Raw genomic sequence first — 16,209 nt, 5'->3', positions numbered from 1 at the left:
GTAACAATAAACCTAGAGGAATAAATACTCATTGTATCAAGGAGGGAGTTATGGTAGCACTCACAGAAAAAACTGAAAAACGGCTCACCATACAGACTGTGGAAATTGCTCAACAGACGACAGCAATTCGCTCTTTAGACTGGGATCGCGATCGCTTCGATATTGAGTTTGGTCTACAAAACGGTACCACTTATAACTCGTTTATCATCCGTGGGGAGCAGACTGCCTTAGTTGATACTTCCCATGAAAAGTTTCGTCAACTATACTTTGATACGCTCACTGGTCTAATCAACCCAGCAGAGATTGATTATTTGATTATCAGCCACACTGAGCCAGACCACAGCGGTTTAGTTAAAGATTTGCTGCAACTGGCTCCAGAAATTACTGTTGTCGGTTCTAAGGTGGCGATTCAGTTTCTTGAAGATTTCGTACATCAGCCATTTAAACGGCGGATTGTAAAAAATGGCGATCGCTTAGATTTGGGAAATGGGCACGAATTTGAATTCGTGATTGCCCCAAATTTACATTGGCCGGATACCATTTTCAGCTTTGACCACAAAACCAAAATTCTCTATACCTGCGATGCCTTTGGGCTGCATTATTGCTCAGATAGCACCTTTGATGAAGACTTGGCGGCTATTGAAGAAGATTTTCATTACTACTACGATTGCTTGATGGGTCCCAATGCCCGGTCAGTTTTGTCTGCCCTGAAGCGAATGGCGGAACTGAAAACCATCGGGATGATTGCCACAGGACACGGGCCATTATTATCTCACAATGTTGAGGAACTAACTGGACGTTACCGTACTTGGAGCCAAACCCAAACCAAGGCAGAAACAGCAATTGGGATATTTTACGTTTCCGAATACGGATATAGCGATCGCCTCGCGCAAGCAATTGCCAACGGTATCGCTAAAACCGGTGTTGCTGTGGAAATTGTCGATTTGGGATCTGAAGTCGATTTACAAGAACTGCGAGAACTGGTTAGCCGTTGTGCTGGACTAATCGTTGGTCTACCTCCGGCTTCTGGCGCTGCTAGCACCCAAGCTGCACTCAGCACAGTTTTAGGATCTGCCAAAGAAAAGCAAGCTATCGGCGTATTTGAAACTGGTGGTGGCAATGATGAGCCGATAGATCCGTTGCTGAGTAAATTCCGCAACTTGGGTTTGACAACAGTTTTTCCAGCGATTCGGATTAAACAAACGCCCACAGAAAACACTTACAAACTGTGTGAAGAAGCGGGTACAGACTTAGCTCAATGGGTAACACGCGATCGCAGTATCAAAGCCATGAAATCTCTCGGTGCAGACTTAGATAAAGCACTAGGTAGACTCAGCGGCGGATTGTATATTATTACTGCCAAAAAAGGCGATGTTTCCAGTGCGATGTTAGCCTCTTGGGTTAGTCAAGCTAGTTTTAAACCCTTGGGATTTTCCATTGCAGTAGCCAAAGATCGGGCAATTGAATCACTCATGCAAGTAGGCGATCGCTTTGTTCTCAACGTTTTAGAAGAAGGCAATTTCCAACCACTGATGAAGCACTTTTTGAAACGGTTTACCCCTGGTGCAGATCGCTTTGAAGGTGTGAGAACTCAGTCAGCCGAAAATGGTGCCCCCATCCTCAACGACGCTCTCGCCTACATGGAGTGCGAAGTCGTCAGTAGAATGGACTGCGGCGACCATTGGGGAGTATACAGCACCGTCTACGCCGGACGAGTTTCTAAGCCAGATGCTTTGACTGCCGTCCATCACCGCAAAGTTGGAAACCACTATTAATTTTGGATTTGGGATTTTAGATTAATAATCCAAAATCCCAAAACACTCAATAAAGTATTTGTGCAGTATAGCTTTCCCTACTTAATATCCATAATTAGAATGTTTAATTAACGATCCAAAACCTAAAATTGTTTCAGTTATGTCAACAAACAAACCCCGTGACGTTCAAGTTTTGCCTATTGCTACAAATACAAGAATACTGCGATCGCGCAGTTGGTCAAGGCTCAGGTTTGAAATTGAATATGCTCTCGCTAAGGGTACAACTGCTAATTCTTATTTAGTAGAAAGCGATAAAACTGCCATAATCGATCCTCCAGGGGAAACATTTACGCAAATTTATTTAGAAGCTTTGCAACAACGTTTCCATCTGGAAGAGTTAGATTATGTAATTTTGGGACATATTAACCCCAACCGCGCTGCAACTTTAAAAGCTTTACTAGAAATTGCCCCGCAAATCACTTTTGTTTGTTCTAATCCTGGGGCGATTAATTTACGCGGGGCGCTGGAAAATCAAGATTTGCAAATTATTGTGATGCGGGGCGAAGAAACTCTAGATTTAGGCAACGGGCATAATTTACAATTTATTCCCACCCCCAACCCCCGCTATGCAGATCAACTCTGCACTTATGATCCGCAAACTGAAATTCTGTACACAGATAAGTTATTTGGGGCGCACTTTTGTGGAGATCAGGTATTTGATGAAGGCTGGGAAGTATATAACGAAGATCGGCGCTATTATTTTGATTGCCTCATGGCTCCCCACGCTCGTCAAGTTGAAACAGCGCTGGATAAACTTGCAGATTTTCCCGTGCGAATGTATGCCAATGGACACGGGCCTTTGGTGCGCTACGGCTTAATCGAACTGACCAAAGCTTATCGGGAATGGAGTCAGCAGCAAACTTCTGCTGACTTGACAGTAGCCTTGATTTATGCATCAGCTTATGGAAATACAGCCACATTAGCCCAAGCGATCGCTCGTGGGATTACAAAAGCTGGCGTTGCTGTAGAATCAATTAATTGCGAATTTACCGACCCCGAAGATATCCGGGTTGCTGTGGAAAAATCTGCTGGCTTTGTCATCGGTTCACCTACCCTCGGCGGTCATGCACCTACACCTGTGCAGACAGCTTTAGGAATTGTAATATCCACTGCTACTAATAATAAACTTGCTGGTGTTTTTGGTTCCTTTGGCTGGAGTGGGGAAGCAGTTGATTTAATTGAAGGAAAATTAAAAGATGCTGGCTATAGATTTGGTTTTGACACCATCCGCGTCAAATTCAAACCCGACGATGCCACCTTACAATTGTGTGAAGAAGCTGGAACCGACTTTGCCCAAGTACTGAAGAAAACTAGAAAAGTGCGATTACCTAGTCTTCCTGCAACAAGTGTAGAACAAGCAGTTGGTCGGATTGTCGGTTCTCTTTGTGTTCTCACAGCAAAAGAAGGCGATCGTTCCAGTGCCATGTTAGCTTCTTGGGTCGCTCAGGCTAGCTTTAATCCGCCTGGTTTAACCATCGCCGTTGCCAAAGACCGCGCAGTGGAAACACTGACGCATACAGGAAATAAATTTGTCCTTAATATTCTCAAAGAAGGGAATCATTTGGGGTTGATGAAGCACTTCCTTAAACCTTTTAGCCCAGGACAAGACCGATTTGCTGGCATTGCCGCCCAAGAAACTGAAAGCGGTTCTCCCATACTTACGGATGCTCTAGCATATCTCGAATGCTCCGTACAAAATCGGATGGAATCTGGCGATCATTGGCTGGTTTATGCAACTGTCGAGAATGGCAAATTGTTAGATAATGATGGCGTTACGGCTGTGCATCATCGCAACTCGGCAACTCATTATTAATTGGGCATTGGGCATTGGGGTAGTGTAAAACTATTCTCTAAACCCCAGTCCTCTCTATAAAACTGAAGTGTCGAGTTCTGATCTCGGAGTTCCGAGCTAAAAGGTCGAAGTTCCGAGCTAAAAGGTCGAAGTTCCAAGTTCAAAGGTCGGAGTTCCGAGTTCAGAGGTCGGAGTTCCGAGTTCAAAGGTCGAAGTTCCGAGTTCAGAGGTCGGAGTTCCGAGTTCAGAGGTCGAAGTTCCGAGTTCAAAGGTCGAAGTTCCGAGCTTTTAGGTAAAAAGTAGAAGTTTAGAGAGCGATCGCATATCATCTTGTTTTCACGAATCGCTTATTGGTAAGCTTGTCTGGAGAGATGCGATCGCGTAGTTCAAGAATGTTATTCCTCTTCTATAACTTCTTGACCAAATGTCTCGATATGAAAACGAATAGTAGATTTAACATCAGCTAGTGCTTCTTCATAACTGTCACCTTCGCCAACTACAACCCCTTTGATACCCAAGAGATAGGATACGTAACCGTCGTTATGTTTTTCAACAATAATTTTGATTGCTCTCATTGGTTTTCCCTGTAGTCCATTTAAGATTTACTACTCTGCCACCATCTCTAATATCAATATTTTTCTTGGTTTGTTGACCACAAGCTGCATAATATTCAACCACAACGAACCCATCAAAGTATCAGGAATATCGTCCCCCACATGGACAGGGATAATTATTTCGGTTCCATCAATGATGACTTTGCCTTCATAAAGATTGAACTGTCCTTCTCCCCGTGCCGTCCGCATAGAGATTTGGGCGGCAATCATTACCCACTTTAAAGCTTGTAAATCTTGAGTATTAATGGCTAACCACCCATCTGTAAATCCAGTATCGAACAATGCTTCGACAGAAAATACCTCGCCATTGGCGGCAAAAAGCTGAATTTCAAACAATAGTTCACCATTATCCCCAAACGCACCTAAACCCATAACCTACCGCAGGTTCCTGTGTCGTTGAGTCGAAAAATGGTAAGTTTTACCTCATCAGGATTACAATATGCATCACAGATTTTTTGCGTTATCCCTTTTAGTGTTGGGTCAATCAAATAGTTTTCGCTCTCTGGGTCGATGGCAATATACCAGTTGTAATGAGTATCTATTAATTGTGGATACAAGCGATCAAAAACAACACGACACCGCATACTAAGAGCATTTTGCTTTTCCTGATGGCGGCTCTTTTCAGAAAGTGCTATGGGAGATGGCGGTAGGATGCGCGTGCGACGGGGCTGGCATAGCTTTGTCATATCAAGAAAAAGTATGTTCTCGTGTGATTTTATAATTGTATTTTTTAATTGACATCCTCCCACTGCTCATCGTACTTTACCTATAATAATTTTATTTTTACTTAATTATCAATTACGAATTAGACCTTTCTGGAAAATATAGCACTTCCGGCTATTATGAAGCACAATTTTACCCACATCCCTTTCCTATCCTAACTTTTGAGACGGTATGCGTACCTCATAGCAGGCGGAAGTGCTGTAACACGCTAGGGTCAAATGTAATCCTGTCTAGACCTAGCATAAAATTCTCTGTCAAAAACCAACTTCAATCAACAGCAAACGCTACCCTAGAAATCAGCATCACTCAAACCTTGAAATTTTAACCATGATAGCCTCGCCCCAACCAAACTACTTTACTCCTGAAGAGTACCTCCAAATGGAGGAACAAAACTCTGTCAAATATGAATATATTGACGGCTACATCTACGCAATGGCTGGAGCGCTTGACCCACACGTTACCATTGCTGGGAACCTATTTGCTCTCCTGCGTAATCATGTACGCGGCTCTGGTTGTCGTGTTTACATCGCTGACATGAAAGCCCGAATTGAATCTCTGAATCGCTTTTATTATCCCGATATTATGGTTACTTGCGACCAACGAGATCAAGAAACGCCAGCTTATAAAAGATTTCCCTGTTTAATTATCGAAGTTTTATCTAATTCTACTGAAGCCTTTGACCGGGGCGACAAATTCGCCGATTATCAAACACTAGAAAGTCTCCAAGAATATGTTTTAATTAATACAAAACGTCAGCGAGTCGAGTGTTTTCGACGCGACGAGCAGAAGCTGTGGGTTTTACAATCCTACACATCAGAACATAAATCTTTTCGACTCAATAGCGTGGATTTTGAGGAAACAATGGCAGCACTTTACGAAGATGTCGTTTTTGAATAATCAATTATGATGCGGTATTATGCACAATGTTTAGTAAACTAAATATCTATGTAATAGTTTCAAGGCTTCCTAACCTGGCGGGGGTATTGAGCAAAACAGACACAATTGATTGACTAAAAGTTATGGCGCTCATAGTTCAGAAATACGGTGGTACATCTGTCGGTTCAGTCGAACGTATTCAAGCTGTTGCCCAGCGTGTTTACAAAACGGTTAAAGCTGGAAATTCTGTGGTTGTAGTGGTTTCGGCAATGGGCAAAACCACCGATGGACTCGTCAAACTAGCTAATGAAATCTCTCCCAATCCTAACCGCCGGGAAATGGATATGCTGCTTTCCACTGGCGAACAAGTAACCATTGCTTTACTAACTATGGCTTTGCAGGAACTCGGACAACCTGCAATTTCCATGACTGGCGCTCAGGTGGGAATTGTTACCGAAGCCGAACACAGCCGCGCTCGGATTTTGCATATTGAAACTACTCGCCTAACTCGCTACATAAATGAAGGCAAAGTAGTTGTAGTAGCTGGTTTCCAAGGCACATCTAGCACTGGAGAGATGGAAATTACAACTTTGGGGCGTGGTGGTTCCGACACGTCAGCAGTGGCGATCGCCGCCGCATTAGGAGCGAATTTTTGCGAAATTTATACCGATGTTCCAGGTATTTTAACTACAGACCCCCGCTTAGTTGCCGAAGCTCAGTTGATCGATGAAATTACCTGCAATGAAATGTTGGAATTGGCTAGCTTGGGGGCAAAAGTGCTGCATCCCCGCGCTGTGGAAATTGCTCGTAACTATGGCGTTCCTCTCGTAGTCAGGTCTAGCTGGACCGATGCCCCAGGTACTTGGGTAACATCAGCCAAACCCCAAGGGCGATCGCTAATCAATCTAGAAATTGCCCGTCCTGTGGATCATGTAGAATTTGACACTGACCAAGCAAAAGTGGCTTTGTTGCGCGTACCCGACAACCCAGGGGTAGCAGCAAGGTTATTTGGCGAAATTGCCCGCCAAAAAGTAGACGTAGATTTGATTATTCAGTCAATTCATGAAGGTAACAGTAATGATATTGCCTTTACCGTCACAACACCAATATTAAGACGGGCTGAAGCAGTAGCAGCAGCGATCGCCCCAGCACTCAGGAGTCAATCTAACCCCAAATTTGACGAAGCTGAGGTAATGGTGGAACATAACATTGCCAAAGTCAGCATCGCCGGCGCAGGAATGATTGGCCGTCCTGGTGTGGCTGCGAAGATGTTCGCCACCTTAGCAGAAGCAGGTGTGAACATCCAAATGATTTCCACCAGCGAGATAAAAGTAAGTTGCGTAGTCGATGCAGCCGAATGCGATCGCGCTGTCAACGCACTCCGCACCGCCTTTGAAATAGAGGCAAGGGAAACAATTCAAAATTATTCCTCCACTTCTTCACTCCCTACTCAGCACTCAGCACTCAGCACTCAGCACTCAGCACTCAGCACTCAGCACTCAGCACTCCCAGTTTGCGGCGTTGCCCTCGATTTAAAGCAAGCGCGTCTAGCTATTCGCCAATTGCCAGATCGTCCGGGGATGGCGGCGAAGCTGTTTGGACTGTTGGCGCAACATAATATTAGCGTTGACATGATTATCCAATCTCAGCGCTGTCGGGTAATTGATGGTGTTCCCAGGCGAGATATTGCCTTCACAGTTTCGCGGATGGATGGGGAAAGTGCAAGAGAAATGCTCACGCAAGTAGCGGCAGAGTTGGGATGGGGTGAAGTTGTTTTAGATAGTGCGATCGCTAAGGTAAGTATTGTGGGTGCAGGTATGCTCGGACAACCAGGCGTTGCTGCTAAAATGTTTGAAGCACTAGCCCAACACCAAATTAATATTCAAATGATTGCCACCTCAGAAATAAAAATTAGTTGTGTCGTGGCACAAGAGCAAGGTGTTAAAGCTTTGCAAGCCATTCATGCTGCCTTTGGACTGGCTGGTAGTGAGAAATTTGTTGTGCCAGCGTAGAACTAAATTTTGAATTGCTTATTATCTATTTCTGAAATGCCATTTTTCCATCATGGCTACTATTTCTGAAAGTCGGCGTTCACCACACCAAACTAAATCAAGTTTTTTGAGTTGATCAAGGCTGATACCATCTTCTTCCTCAGCAATGCAGTGATATTCTTTATCTCCCATTGCTGCCAATAAATGCTGAAAGATCATAATTTCATCGAACTGGGGATTTGTCTCTGGATCGTTCAAGATTAGCATTGCTCGTTCCGGCGACAGTTCTTGGAGAGTATTGAAAATAAATCGTGTGGGAAAGTCCGCATCCTTAAGTTGAGGATGACGCGACACTAATCCAGCTAACAGCACTCCTAGATAAGCCGCAGCTTGGGAATTACTCAGTACCTGCATCTGTTGGATGGCAATCTCAGTCAAATTAGTAAAAAATGCACACCCTAACTGCTGTTCGATGATAGTAACTGGATCTAAGACAAGCGAAGATTCTAGCTGGGCTTCAAATGATCCCCGATGCTCTTGTGGAACTTGGCTAAGTAAGATTTGCTGGGCGCGATCGCCTACAATGATTATGCCATCCAATCCAGAGCTAAAGTCTTTGCCAGGTTCCAAACCTTCACTCAATAAGATTTGAAAGACGTTACTTTGGGCTTTTTCCGCCATCTGTTCATATTGGGCTTGTCCAAGAAAAATTTGACAAAACCAACTGTGGCTGTCAGAATCACATTCTACCATTACCTCGTTAACAATCAAATTAGTTAACTTTTCCGCTCCCAGAATGCTTTGCCACTCTACAATCAAGCTCTTAATGCCAGCTAGATCGCGGCAATTTAGCGCCTTAAGCAATTGACGCTTTGCAGTAGCTAGCAGGTCTTTTTTTCGCCCAAATATGTTGATTTTCAATCTTCTATATGGGGTTTTGGATAATTCAAACTGCTATTTTTTTACTATATTCGAGAATTAAGTGTCATGGGTAGGATTGCTGAAAAATCAGGATCAAAATAACCTTACTATCGACTCACCTCCTTTCCCAAGTGTAATTTAATGCAAAAATCTTACTCAAGTCTGGTAATATATAACCGTATTAAGTCTGTAACATTCCTTCGATGAGAGAAAAATATTACTAGCAATATGCAGTATTAGCTAATTATTAATACTTCTACGTGCCAAAATGGCATTAACTTTTTTCCTTTTTAAAAAAATATTTATATTTTAAAATCACCAGTAATAACCCGTAAGCTATAATTAAACAATTTATCAGACTATATTTATATTGATGAGTAGTCATTTACTAGATGGGCATTACCGAATAGTAAAAGTTTTCAATGATGAGGCAAGGGAGAAAACCTATTTAGTTGAAGATGCTAATCTTCCTGGCAGCCAATTTATAATAAAGCAGTTACGTTCTCCTAGTAGCAATCCTCAAACTTTAACAATCCTGCGCCGCTTGTTTGCCAGTAAGGCAGCAACTTTAGAAAAACTAGGGCAGGAACACAACCAAATTCAGAAGCTAGTTGCTCATTTTGAAGAAAATGAAGAATTCTATATAGTCCAAGAATTCATACCCGGTAATCCTTTTACCGACGAAATTATCCAGGGAAAACCTCTGAGGGAAGACCAAGTAATTATTCTTTTATCAGAGATATTAGAAATTTTGGTGATTCTACATAGTTATGGTGTAATTCATCGGGATATTAAGCCAGCAAATATTATTCGCCGAGAGTCAGATAAAAAGCTAGTTTTGGTTAATTTTGGTACTTTTAATGAAGCCATGACTAATACCGTTGAAAATCTTGAATATATGCCTATGGAACAAGTTAAGGGCAACCTCAAATACAATAGTGATATATATGCTTTAGGTATGGTTGCGATCGCAGCACTTATGGGTTTACCAACAAAGCAAATATCTAAATTGCGAAGCCAGAAAAATCGGCTCACAGGTGAAATTATTTGGCGTCACAAAAGTTTAAAAATTAACAGAAAATTAGCAAAAATTATTGATAAAATGGTGCATTTTAACTATCGTCAGCGCTACCAGTATGCAACTGAAGTTTTAGACGATCTGAAAAAGTTAACAAATTATCAGCAGGATCGGCAGAAACAGCATCAGAAAAAATTATTGCTAGTTCTCACAGGGGTAGCTGGCTGTATTACGCTTGGGGTTGGAGCGTGGCAATTCAGGTTGCCAAAACCTGTAAGTGATGCTAAACAGACATTATACCAAGAGGGAGTAAAGAAATATGAGGCAGGGAACTATGAAGGAGCAATTGAAGATTTAAATCAGGCTATTAAATTAGAACCACAAAATGCTCAGGCTTATAATAGGCGAGGCGATGCTTATTATCGATTAGGAGACTACGAGCAAGCACAAACAGACTCTAGCCAAGCCATTTTGCTCAATCCCCAAGATGCTAATGCCTATTTTGATCGAGGATTTGCTTATTCTGAATTAGGCAAATACAAAGAAGCGATCGCTGACTATACCCAAGCAATTAAGTTAAATTCTGAGAATGCTTATGCTTACTATGGGCGAGGTATAGCTAGGACTCAGCTTAAGGATAATAAAGGAGCGATTGGAGATTTTAGCAAAGCGATCGCTCTCAAACCCCAGTATACCGAAGCCTATTTGCAGCGAGGAATTCTCCGCCGTCGTCTCAAACTTAGACAAGCAGCAATCCAAGATTTTAATACAATAATTAAGATTAATCCGAGTGATGCTAAAGCTTATTATCAAAGGGGTTTAACTCAATTTATTAATCAACAAAAATATGCAGCACTTAAAGATTACGCAGATGCAATTAACATCAATCCCAAATATATAGAAGCCTATCTTAATCGTGGTGATGTTTACAGTGAACTGGGAGATAAACTTGAAGCTGCTGAAGATTACAACACCATTTTACAGATTGATCCTAAATTTATTGCTGCTTATATGCACAGGGGTATTCACCGCTTTTCTTTCGGAGATTATAAAGGCGCTATTGAAGATTACACCGCAGCACTGAAACTAGATACTAATAATGTAGCAGCTTATAACAACCGTGGTAATGCCTATCTCGAATTGGGAAATAAAAAAGCTGCAAATCAAGATTACTCACGAGCGATCGCCATTGATGCTAACAATGCCTTAGCCTACTATAATCGCGGTGTAATTCGCGCCAAGCAAAGCAATAAACAGGGAGCGATCGCAGATTTCACAAAAGCCGCAAAACTCTTTCAACAGCAAGGAGAAAAAGATAGTTATCAAGATGCACAGAGGGAAATCGCAATTCTGCAAAATAATTCAGCACCAGCAAAAACTACTCGTTATAGGTTTAGGAAAAGAGAAAAAAATTGAGATTCCCAAGGTAGATTTGTAGGTTTTGCAGTTAATAGTTAATGAACTGTTCCTCTCAATGATTCAGCATCAACGGGTTTGATTAAGTAAGTCTGCAAGAAATGCCCAATTATGGACGCTATCAGGGGTAGTTTTTGGCAGAATTTTACAATCTTCGAGCGCTCGCTCTTGTTAATCTCTGCTAGTTTTAGATTAAGCTCAGAACACTGCTCCAATCGCCGGAAAAACTTGGGGTGATTTGTATCCAAAATCAAGGGAAATGCGCGTGCGGCTGTGTTATTCGTCTCTTGAATGACTCTGGTATTATATTCGCGCGGATCTATGCCAATGGATTGATAAAACGTTGCCCGTTCAAATACTGTTAAAGTGTGAGTAGCAAACACACTCAGTAAAAAGAAACGCACCCACAATCTAGCTCTCCAATTATTCCATAATTGAGGTTGCGTAGACGCATTGGCGAAGCCTCTCGTAGAGAAGCCGCTTGTCGGCAGACATCGTAGCAGAACTTTGAAAAAATCTCCATGTCGATTTTCATCCTGACACCAACTCTCAAACTTACGGAACAGAGGATAAATTTGGTGTTCTGGATGTTTTTCCATGTGGCGATATATCAAGATATAACGCCAGTAGCCAATTTTTTCAGATAGGTAGACTGCGTAAATAATCCACTCTAGCGGAAAGAAGGTATAAGTGCGATTTTTGGTTAAATAACTTAAGTCGAGGGAAAGATTAAAATCTGCCATTGACTTATTCAAAAATCCCGCATGGCGTGCTTCATCCCGTGCCATAAAATTAAAGGCTTCTGCCAAAATCGGATTGCGGTTTTTCAGTCGGCGCGATAATTCTTTGAACAGTAGAAATCCAGAAAACTCTGAAGTGCAAGAACGTTCCAAAAAATCAATAAAAGCGACGCGCGTTTCCCCGTCGATGTGATCCCAACATTGCTGAAATTCTTCATCACGGACAAAATGATGACGGTTATAGTCTGCTCGTAACTCTTCTACAATTGCCAGTAACTCAGTTTCCTGCGCCGAAATATCCAACTGCGCAGCAGCCTCAAAGTCAGTGGTGTAAAATCGGGGTGTTAATAATGTTTCTTGAACAGGCGCTTTTACACCTTGTTTGAGCAATTCAGGTTCTAGGTTTTCCAGAGACTTAACCATGAGAATCCTTTGATTATTTTAGGCTGTAAAAGTTATATAACCATAAATAGTTGTTTGTGGACATCAGTTAAATTATTGAAAGTAAATTGTAAGAAATAAGCTTACCGCTTAAGCTAGACTTTGTGCATAAAGTTACAATTTAATTTTCAACATTGGTAATGGTTAGAGATAAAAATTGTGTATTCAGACTCCTGGCTCGTCAAACAATAAAAAAATATTAATATCTTTGTAGTTATATATAAATTAATAGTTAAATAATATTAGGAGAAATAAAAATAGCTGGGGTCTACATCGGCAGTGGTACTTGCTGGATAGAGTGATGCAGATCCTTTCTAAACCTAGAATAACAATCTTTTAGCTGGCACTGGTAGACATCCTGAGTCGGTGACTAGCTCAGAAACCTTACGCTTGAACATCGTCATCCCCCTCATCCCTCATTCATCGGAAAGCAACTCAATGGTTTTTCTATTACCTGGTGTCAAATTTGATTCGGATCTGATCCAAAAGTACGACACTCGCGCACCCAGATACACCAGTTATCCGCCCGCTACAGAGTTAAACGAAACATTTACCCAAACTGATTTTAAAGCTGCGATCGCCGCCTCAAATCAACGTAAAACTCCTCTATCTTTGTATTTTCACATACCTTTTTGCCAAAGTGCTTGCTATTTCTGCGGCTGTAACACGGTAATTTCTAACAATAAGAATATTGCTAAACCTTACTTAGAATATTTGATTCAAGACATCAAAAACACCGCAGCCTTAATAGATTCAGAAAGAAAAGTGCTGCAAATCCATTGGGGAGGTGGTACTCCTAATTACTTGGATATTGACCAAGTAGAATTTTTATGGAAAAACATCAATCGCTATTTCAACATCGATCCACAAGCAGAAATTTCAATTGAGATTAATCCGCGCTATATCGATAAAAACTACATTTTCTTTCTGAGAGAGATTGGGTTTAATCGCATTAGTTTTGGCATTCAGGATTTTAATCGCCAAGTTCAAGTAGCTGTCAACCGTGTCCAGCCAGAAGAAATGTTATTTGATGTCATGAGTTGGATCAAAGAAGCTAAGTTTGAAAGTGTGAATGTAGACCTAATTTATGGTTTACCCTATCAAACCCGCGAGACATTTCGGGAGACGCTGAAAAAGACTATTGAATTAGATCCTGACCGAATAGTTGTCTTTAACTTTGCTTATGTACCGTGGCTCAAACCTACACAAAAAAATATTCCTGAAGAGGCGCTACCCCCAGCAGAGGAAAAGTTAGAGATTTTGAAAATGACCATTGAAGAATTGACGAATAACCAATATCTATTTATTGGTATGGATCATTTTGCTAAAATTAATGACGAACTAGCGATCGCTCAACGCAATGGTACTCTCAAACGCAATTTCCAGGGCTACACTACCCACGCCCAGACAGAACTCTTTGGTTTTGGTGCTACATCCATCAGTATGCTAGAAAATGCTTATGCTCAAAATCACAAGGAATTAAAGGATTATTATCAAACACTTGCATCGGGTGCTTTACCTGTTAGTAAAGGTATTAAGCTTACCCAAAATGATATCATTAGACGGGATGTGATTATGTCTATCATGTCTCACTTTCAGCTTCATAAGCAAGACATTGAAAACAAATATCATCTCAGTTTTGATGAATATTTCTCCGACGAATTAAAGGCGTTACAGCCACTAGAAGCTGATGGTCTGGTCAGTTTATCAAAAAATCATATCCAGATTACAGACATCGGTAGATTACTAGTAAGAAATATTGCTGTCATTTTTGATACTCATACAAGAACACGAGAGTCAAAATTCTCACGCGCCATTTAAAACAGTAATCAGTAATAGCTATTCACTGATTAATTGATTTGCATCCATTCTGCCTTCTTCACGCAGTTTATAAAGCTTTTAAATAAAGAGTTGGCAAAAATCCTGGTTGATTATTTGTAATTTACAGATAATTAATCAGGACTTACGCAAACAATAGCCGAAAAGAATGATTTTTAGGTAGGGGCAATACCCTGCGGGTACTCCGTTGGAGAACTCGTAGAGTAGCCGCTTCTCTACGTTCGCGCAGCGTGTCGCAGACAGACGCTCCGCGTAGCTTGCTTCGACCTAGTAGTATGCGTTTACATGAATTGCCCCAGAGCGCGTGTAGTTTTGCGTAAGTGCTATCAATGATGAATTCTAACTCTTGTACATTTTGATGAGCAAACATTTTGGACGCATCTCCAAAAAGTTAGAATATGTTTACACCTTAAGATAGATATAAAATAACATGGATTAATTAACTGATTTATTAGTGTCTAATTCTACAGCCAATCAGGTCTATAACTATAGATTCAATAAATCATTGTTTATCTAGCAAGAATTTTACTTAACATTTTTATGCTAAAAATGCCAATTCTAAATGTAAATTTTTTTGTCTTACTTTTGGATTTAACATTTATCCCATCTGGTAGAAAGAATTGTGAATCAGAATTGATAACTTAGACACAAGTGAGATTGTTGAGGCGGTTATGAGTATTATTGCTTGGGTAGTTTTAGTACTAATCGCTGATTGGCAATTATCAACACTGACGTGACTAATGTATTCTATTGGTCTTTTAGTTCACCAATTTCAGAAGCTATCAAATCTCAAATTAGCTCTATCTGCAAAAATACTAAAAGACAATAAAATACCCTATCCCTTCTGTAACATCATAATTTTGGAAGTGTAAATCTATGTTTTTTCACAAGAAAGATCCTATTCATTCAGTTAACGTTAGTGAAGCTAATCCTCGTTTTGCTCAATTGCTTCTAGAGCAGTTTGGCGGAGCTACTGGCGAACTTAGTGCAGCATTGCAATATTGGGTTCAATCATTCCATGTCGAAAATCCTGGAATTAAAGATATGCTCCAAGACATTGCCATTGAGGAATTCGGCCATCTAGAAATGGTTGGAAAACTCATTGAAGCTCATACTAAAAATGTAGATCAAACAGAGGCTTATAAAAGTACTCTCTTTGCAGTCCGCGGGGCTGGTCCTCATTTTCTAGATAGTCAGGGTAGTGCTTGGACTGCAAGTTACTTGAATGAAGGCGGAGATGTAGTGCGTGATTTAAGAGCTAACCTTGCAGCTGAAGCTGGCGCTCGTCAAACTTACGAAGCATTGATCAACTTGGCAACTGACGAAGGAACCAAAAAGACTTTAGTTCATCTGTTAACACGAGAAATTTCTCATACCCAGATGTTTATGAAAGCTCTAGATTCATTAGGTAAGTTGACAGATCCATTCTTTGGTAATATTAAGCCAGATGAAACCGTTGCTCTTTACTACAATCTGTCTACAAACGGTGATGGTAAAGATGAGCGTGGCCCTTGGAATTCTGAGCCAACATTCAAATACGTTGCTAACCCGCTAGAAAGTAACTCCTAATTTCATAAGTTGATTTGAAGTAAAGGTATTTTCGGCAGATTCTTGAAAACTCCAAATTATTATGGTGGGCTATTTGCCCACCTTCTTTGGAAATTGTTTGGCTGGTTGTTCACATCAAGAGTTTTTTAGGCAGAATTTAGCTCTATCCAACCTCTAGCAATACCAAATCATTTGTGAACAACAAGGCTCTTAACTTATTAAAAAAGTCTGGCATTTTAGCCGAGCAGTATTTGTTAGTGATTAACTAATTTTAGGAAAATTATAGCGATATTCAGTCACACTTAAGAAGTCAGAGCGATCGCAATACCGTTCGGTTAAGAGGATGTTTGAAAAGTCCTATTGCAGGTATCAAAACGTTCTAAATCCCCCTAAACCGTCCGATAAATTGGGGACTTTGATTCCGGTTCCCCCTTTTTTAAGGGGGGTTAGGGGGGATCTATAAATGTGTAAAATCA

The 16,209-nt window shown here is 41.0% G+C and carries 13 protein-coding genes; 7 read left to right on the top strand and 6 right to left on the bottom strand.

The window, feature by feature from the left end; all coding sequences use genetic code 11:
- Positions 1-50 precede the first annotated feature (50 nt).
- Together ACEW80_RS05215 and ACEW80_RS05210 are read left to right on the top strand one after the other, a co-directional pair.
- Positions 51-1,775 (top strand): diflavin flavoprotein, encoded by a 1,725-nt coding sequence (locus ACEW80_RS05215; protein ID WP_373525572.1) that lies wholly within the window; start codon positions 51-53, stop codon positions 1,773-1,775.
- A 139-nt stretch (positions 1,776-1,914) separates the two neighbouring features.
- Positions 1,915-3,627 carry a diflavin flavoprotein gene (locus tag ACEW80_RS05210; RefSeq protein ID WP_373525571.1) on the top strand — a complete coding sequence of 571 codons (1,713 nt, stop codon included), beginning with the start codon at positions 1,915-1,917 and terminating at the stop codon, positions 3,625-3,627.
- On the opposite strand, the gene ACEW80_RS05205 is transcribed toward ACEW80_RS05210, so the two are convergent.
- The 4 genes from ACEW80_RS05205 to ACEW80_RS05190 form a co-directional block, all read right to left on the bottom strand.
- Positions 3,624-3,935, bottom strand: a complete 312-nt coding sequence (locus ACEW80_RS05205; protein WP_373525570.1) for a hypothetical protein — start codon at positions 3,933-3,935, stop codon at positions 3,624-3,626. The two genes, ACEW80_RS05210 and ACEW80_RS05205, sit on opposite strands and share 4 nt — an antisense overlap.
- A gap of 66 nt (positions 3,936-4,001) precedes the next feature.
- Positions 4,002-4,181 (bottom strand): type II toxin-antitoxin system HicB family antitoxin, encoded by a 180-nt coding sequence (locus tag ACEW80_RS05200; protein WP_373525569.1) that lies wholly within the window; start codon positions 4,179-4,181, stop codon positions 4,002-4,004.
- A gap of 30 nt (positions 4,182-4,211) precedes the next feature.
- On the bottom strand, positions 4,212-4,592 hold the full coding sequence (locus ACEW80_RS05195; protein WP_373525568.1) for an aspartyl protease: 381 nt from the start codon (positions 4,590-4,592) through the stop codon (positions 4,212-4,214).
- Positions 4,583-4,906, bottom strand: coding sequence for a hypothetical protein (locus tag ACEW80_RS05190; RefSeq protein ID WP_373525567.1), 324 nt, complete (start codon positions 4,904-4,906; stop codon positions 4,583-4,585). Before ACEW80_RS05190 ends, ACEW80_RS05195 begins: the two co-directional genes overlap by 10 nt.
- A 364-nt stretch (positions 4,907-5,270) precedes the next feature.
- On the opposite strand from ACEW80_RS05190, the gene ACEW80_RS05185 reads away from it, so the two are divergent.
- Both ACEW80_RS05185 and ACEW80_RS05180 read left to right on the top strand, forming a co-directional pair.
- The gene (locus ACEW80_RS05185) at positions 5,271-5,840 is read left to right on the top strand and encodes a Uma2 family endonuclease (RefSeq protein ID WP_373525566.1); all 570 of its coding nucleotides are present in this window, start codon (positions 5,271-5,273) and stop codon (positions 5,838-5,840) included.
- Between the two features lie 122 nt (positions 5,841-5,962).
- Entirely contained in the window at positions 5,963-7,831 is a 1,869-nt protein-coding gene (locus ACEW80_RS05180) for an aspartate kinase (protein WP_373525565.1), read from the top strand.
- A 21-nt stretch (positions 7,832-7,852) separates the two neighbouring features.
- Here ACEW80_RS05180 and ACEW80_RS05175 read toward each other — a convergent pair whose 3' ends face one another.
- Complete coding sequence (locus tag ACEW80_RS05175) at positions 7,853-8,731, bottom strand: hypothetical protein (RefSeq protein WP_373525564.1); 879 nt, start codon at positions 8,729-8,731, stop codon at positions 7,853-7,855.
- Between the two features lie 373 nt (positions 8,732-9,104).
- Between ACEW80_RS05175 and ACEW80_RS05170 the strand changes: the two genes are divergently transcribed.
- Positions 9,105-11,165 (top strand): tetratricopeptide repeat protein, encoded by a 2,061-nt coding sequence (locus ACEW80_RS05170; protein WP_373525563.1) that lies wholly within the window; start codon positions 9,105-9,107, stop codon positions 11,163-11,165.
- A gap of 38 nt (positions 11,166-11,203) precedes the next feature.
- Here ACEW80_RS05170 and acsF read toward each other — a convergent pair whose 3' ends face one another.
- A complete protein-coding gene (gene acsF / locus ACEW80_RS05165) occupies positions 11,204-12,328 on the bottom strand; it encodes a magnesium-protoporphyrin IX monomethyl ester (oxidative) cyclase (protein WP_373525562.1) in 1,125 nt (374 codons plus the stop codon).
- Between the two features lie 456 nt (positions 12,329-12,784).
- Between acsF and hemN the strand changes: the two genes are divergently transcribed.
- Together hemN and ACEW80_RS05155 are read left to right on the top strand one after the other, a co-directional pair.
- Positions 12,785-14,167, top strand: coding sequence for an oxygen-independent coproporphyrinogen III oxidase (hemN, locus tag ACEW80_RS05160; RefSeq protein ID WP_373525561.1), 1,383 nt, complete (start codon positions 12,785-12,787; stop codon positions 14,165-14,167).
- An 894-nt stretch (positions 14,168-15,061) separates the two neighbouring features.
- A complete protein-coding gene (locus ACEW80_RS05155) occupies positions 15,062-15,754 on the top strand; it encodes a manganese catalase family protein (RefSeq protein ID WP_373525560.1) in 693 nt (230 codons plus the stop codon).
- Positions 15,755-16,209 lie beyond the last annotated feature (455 nt).

This window comes from Nostoc sp., from assembly GCF_041747015.1.
In the GTDB taxonomy this organism is placed as follows: Bacteria; Cyanobacteriota; Cyanobacteriia; order Cyanobacteriales; family Nostocaceae; genus Nostoc.
This window is presented reverse-complemented; position numbering and strand designations above follow the sequence as displayed.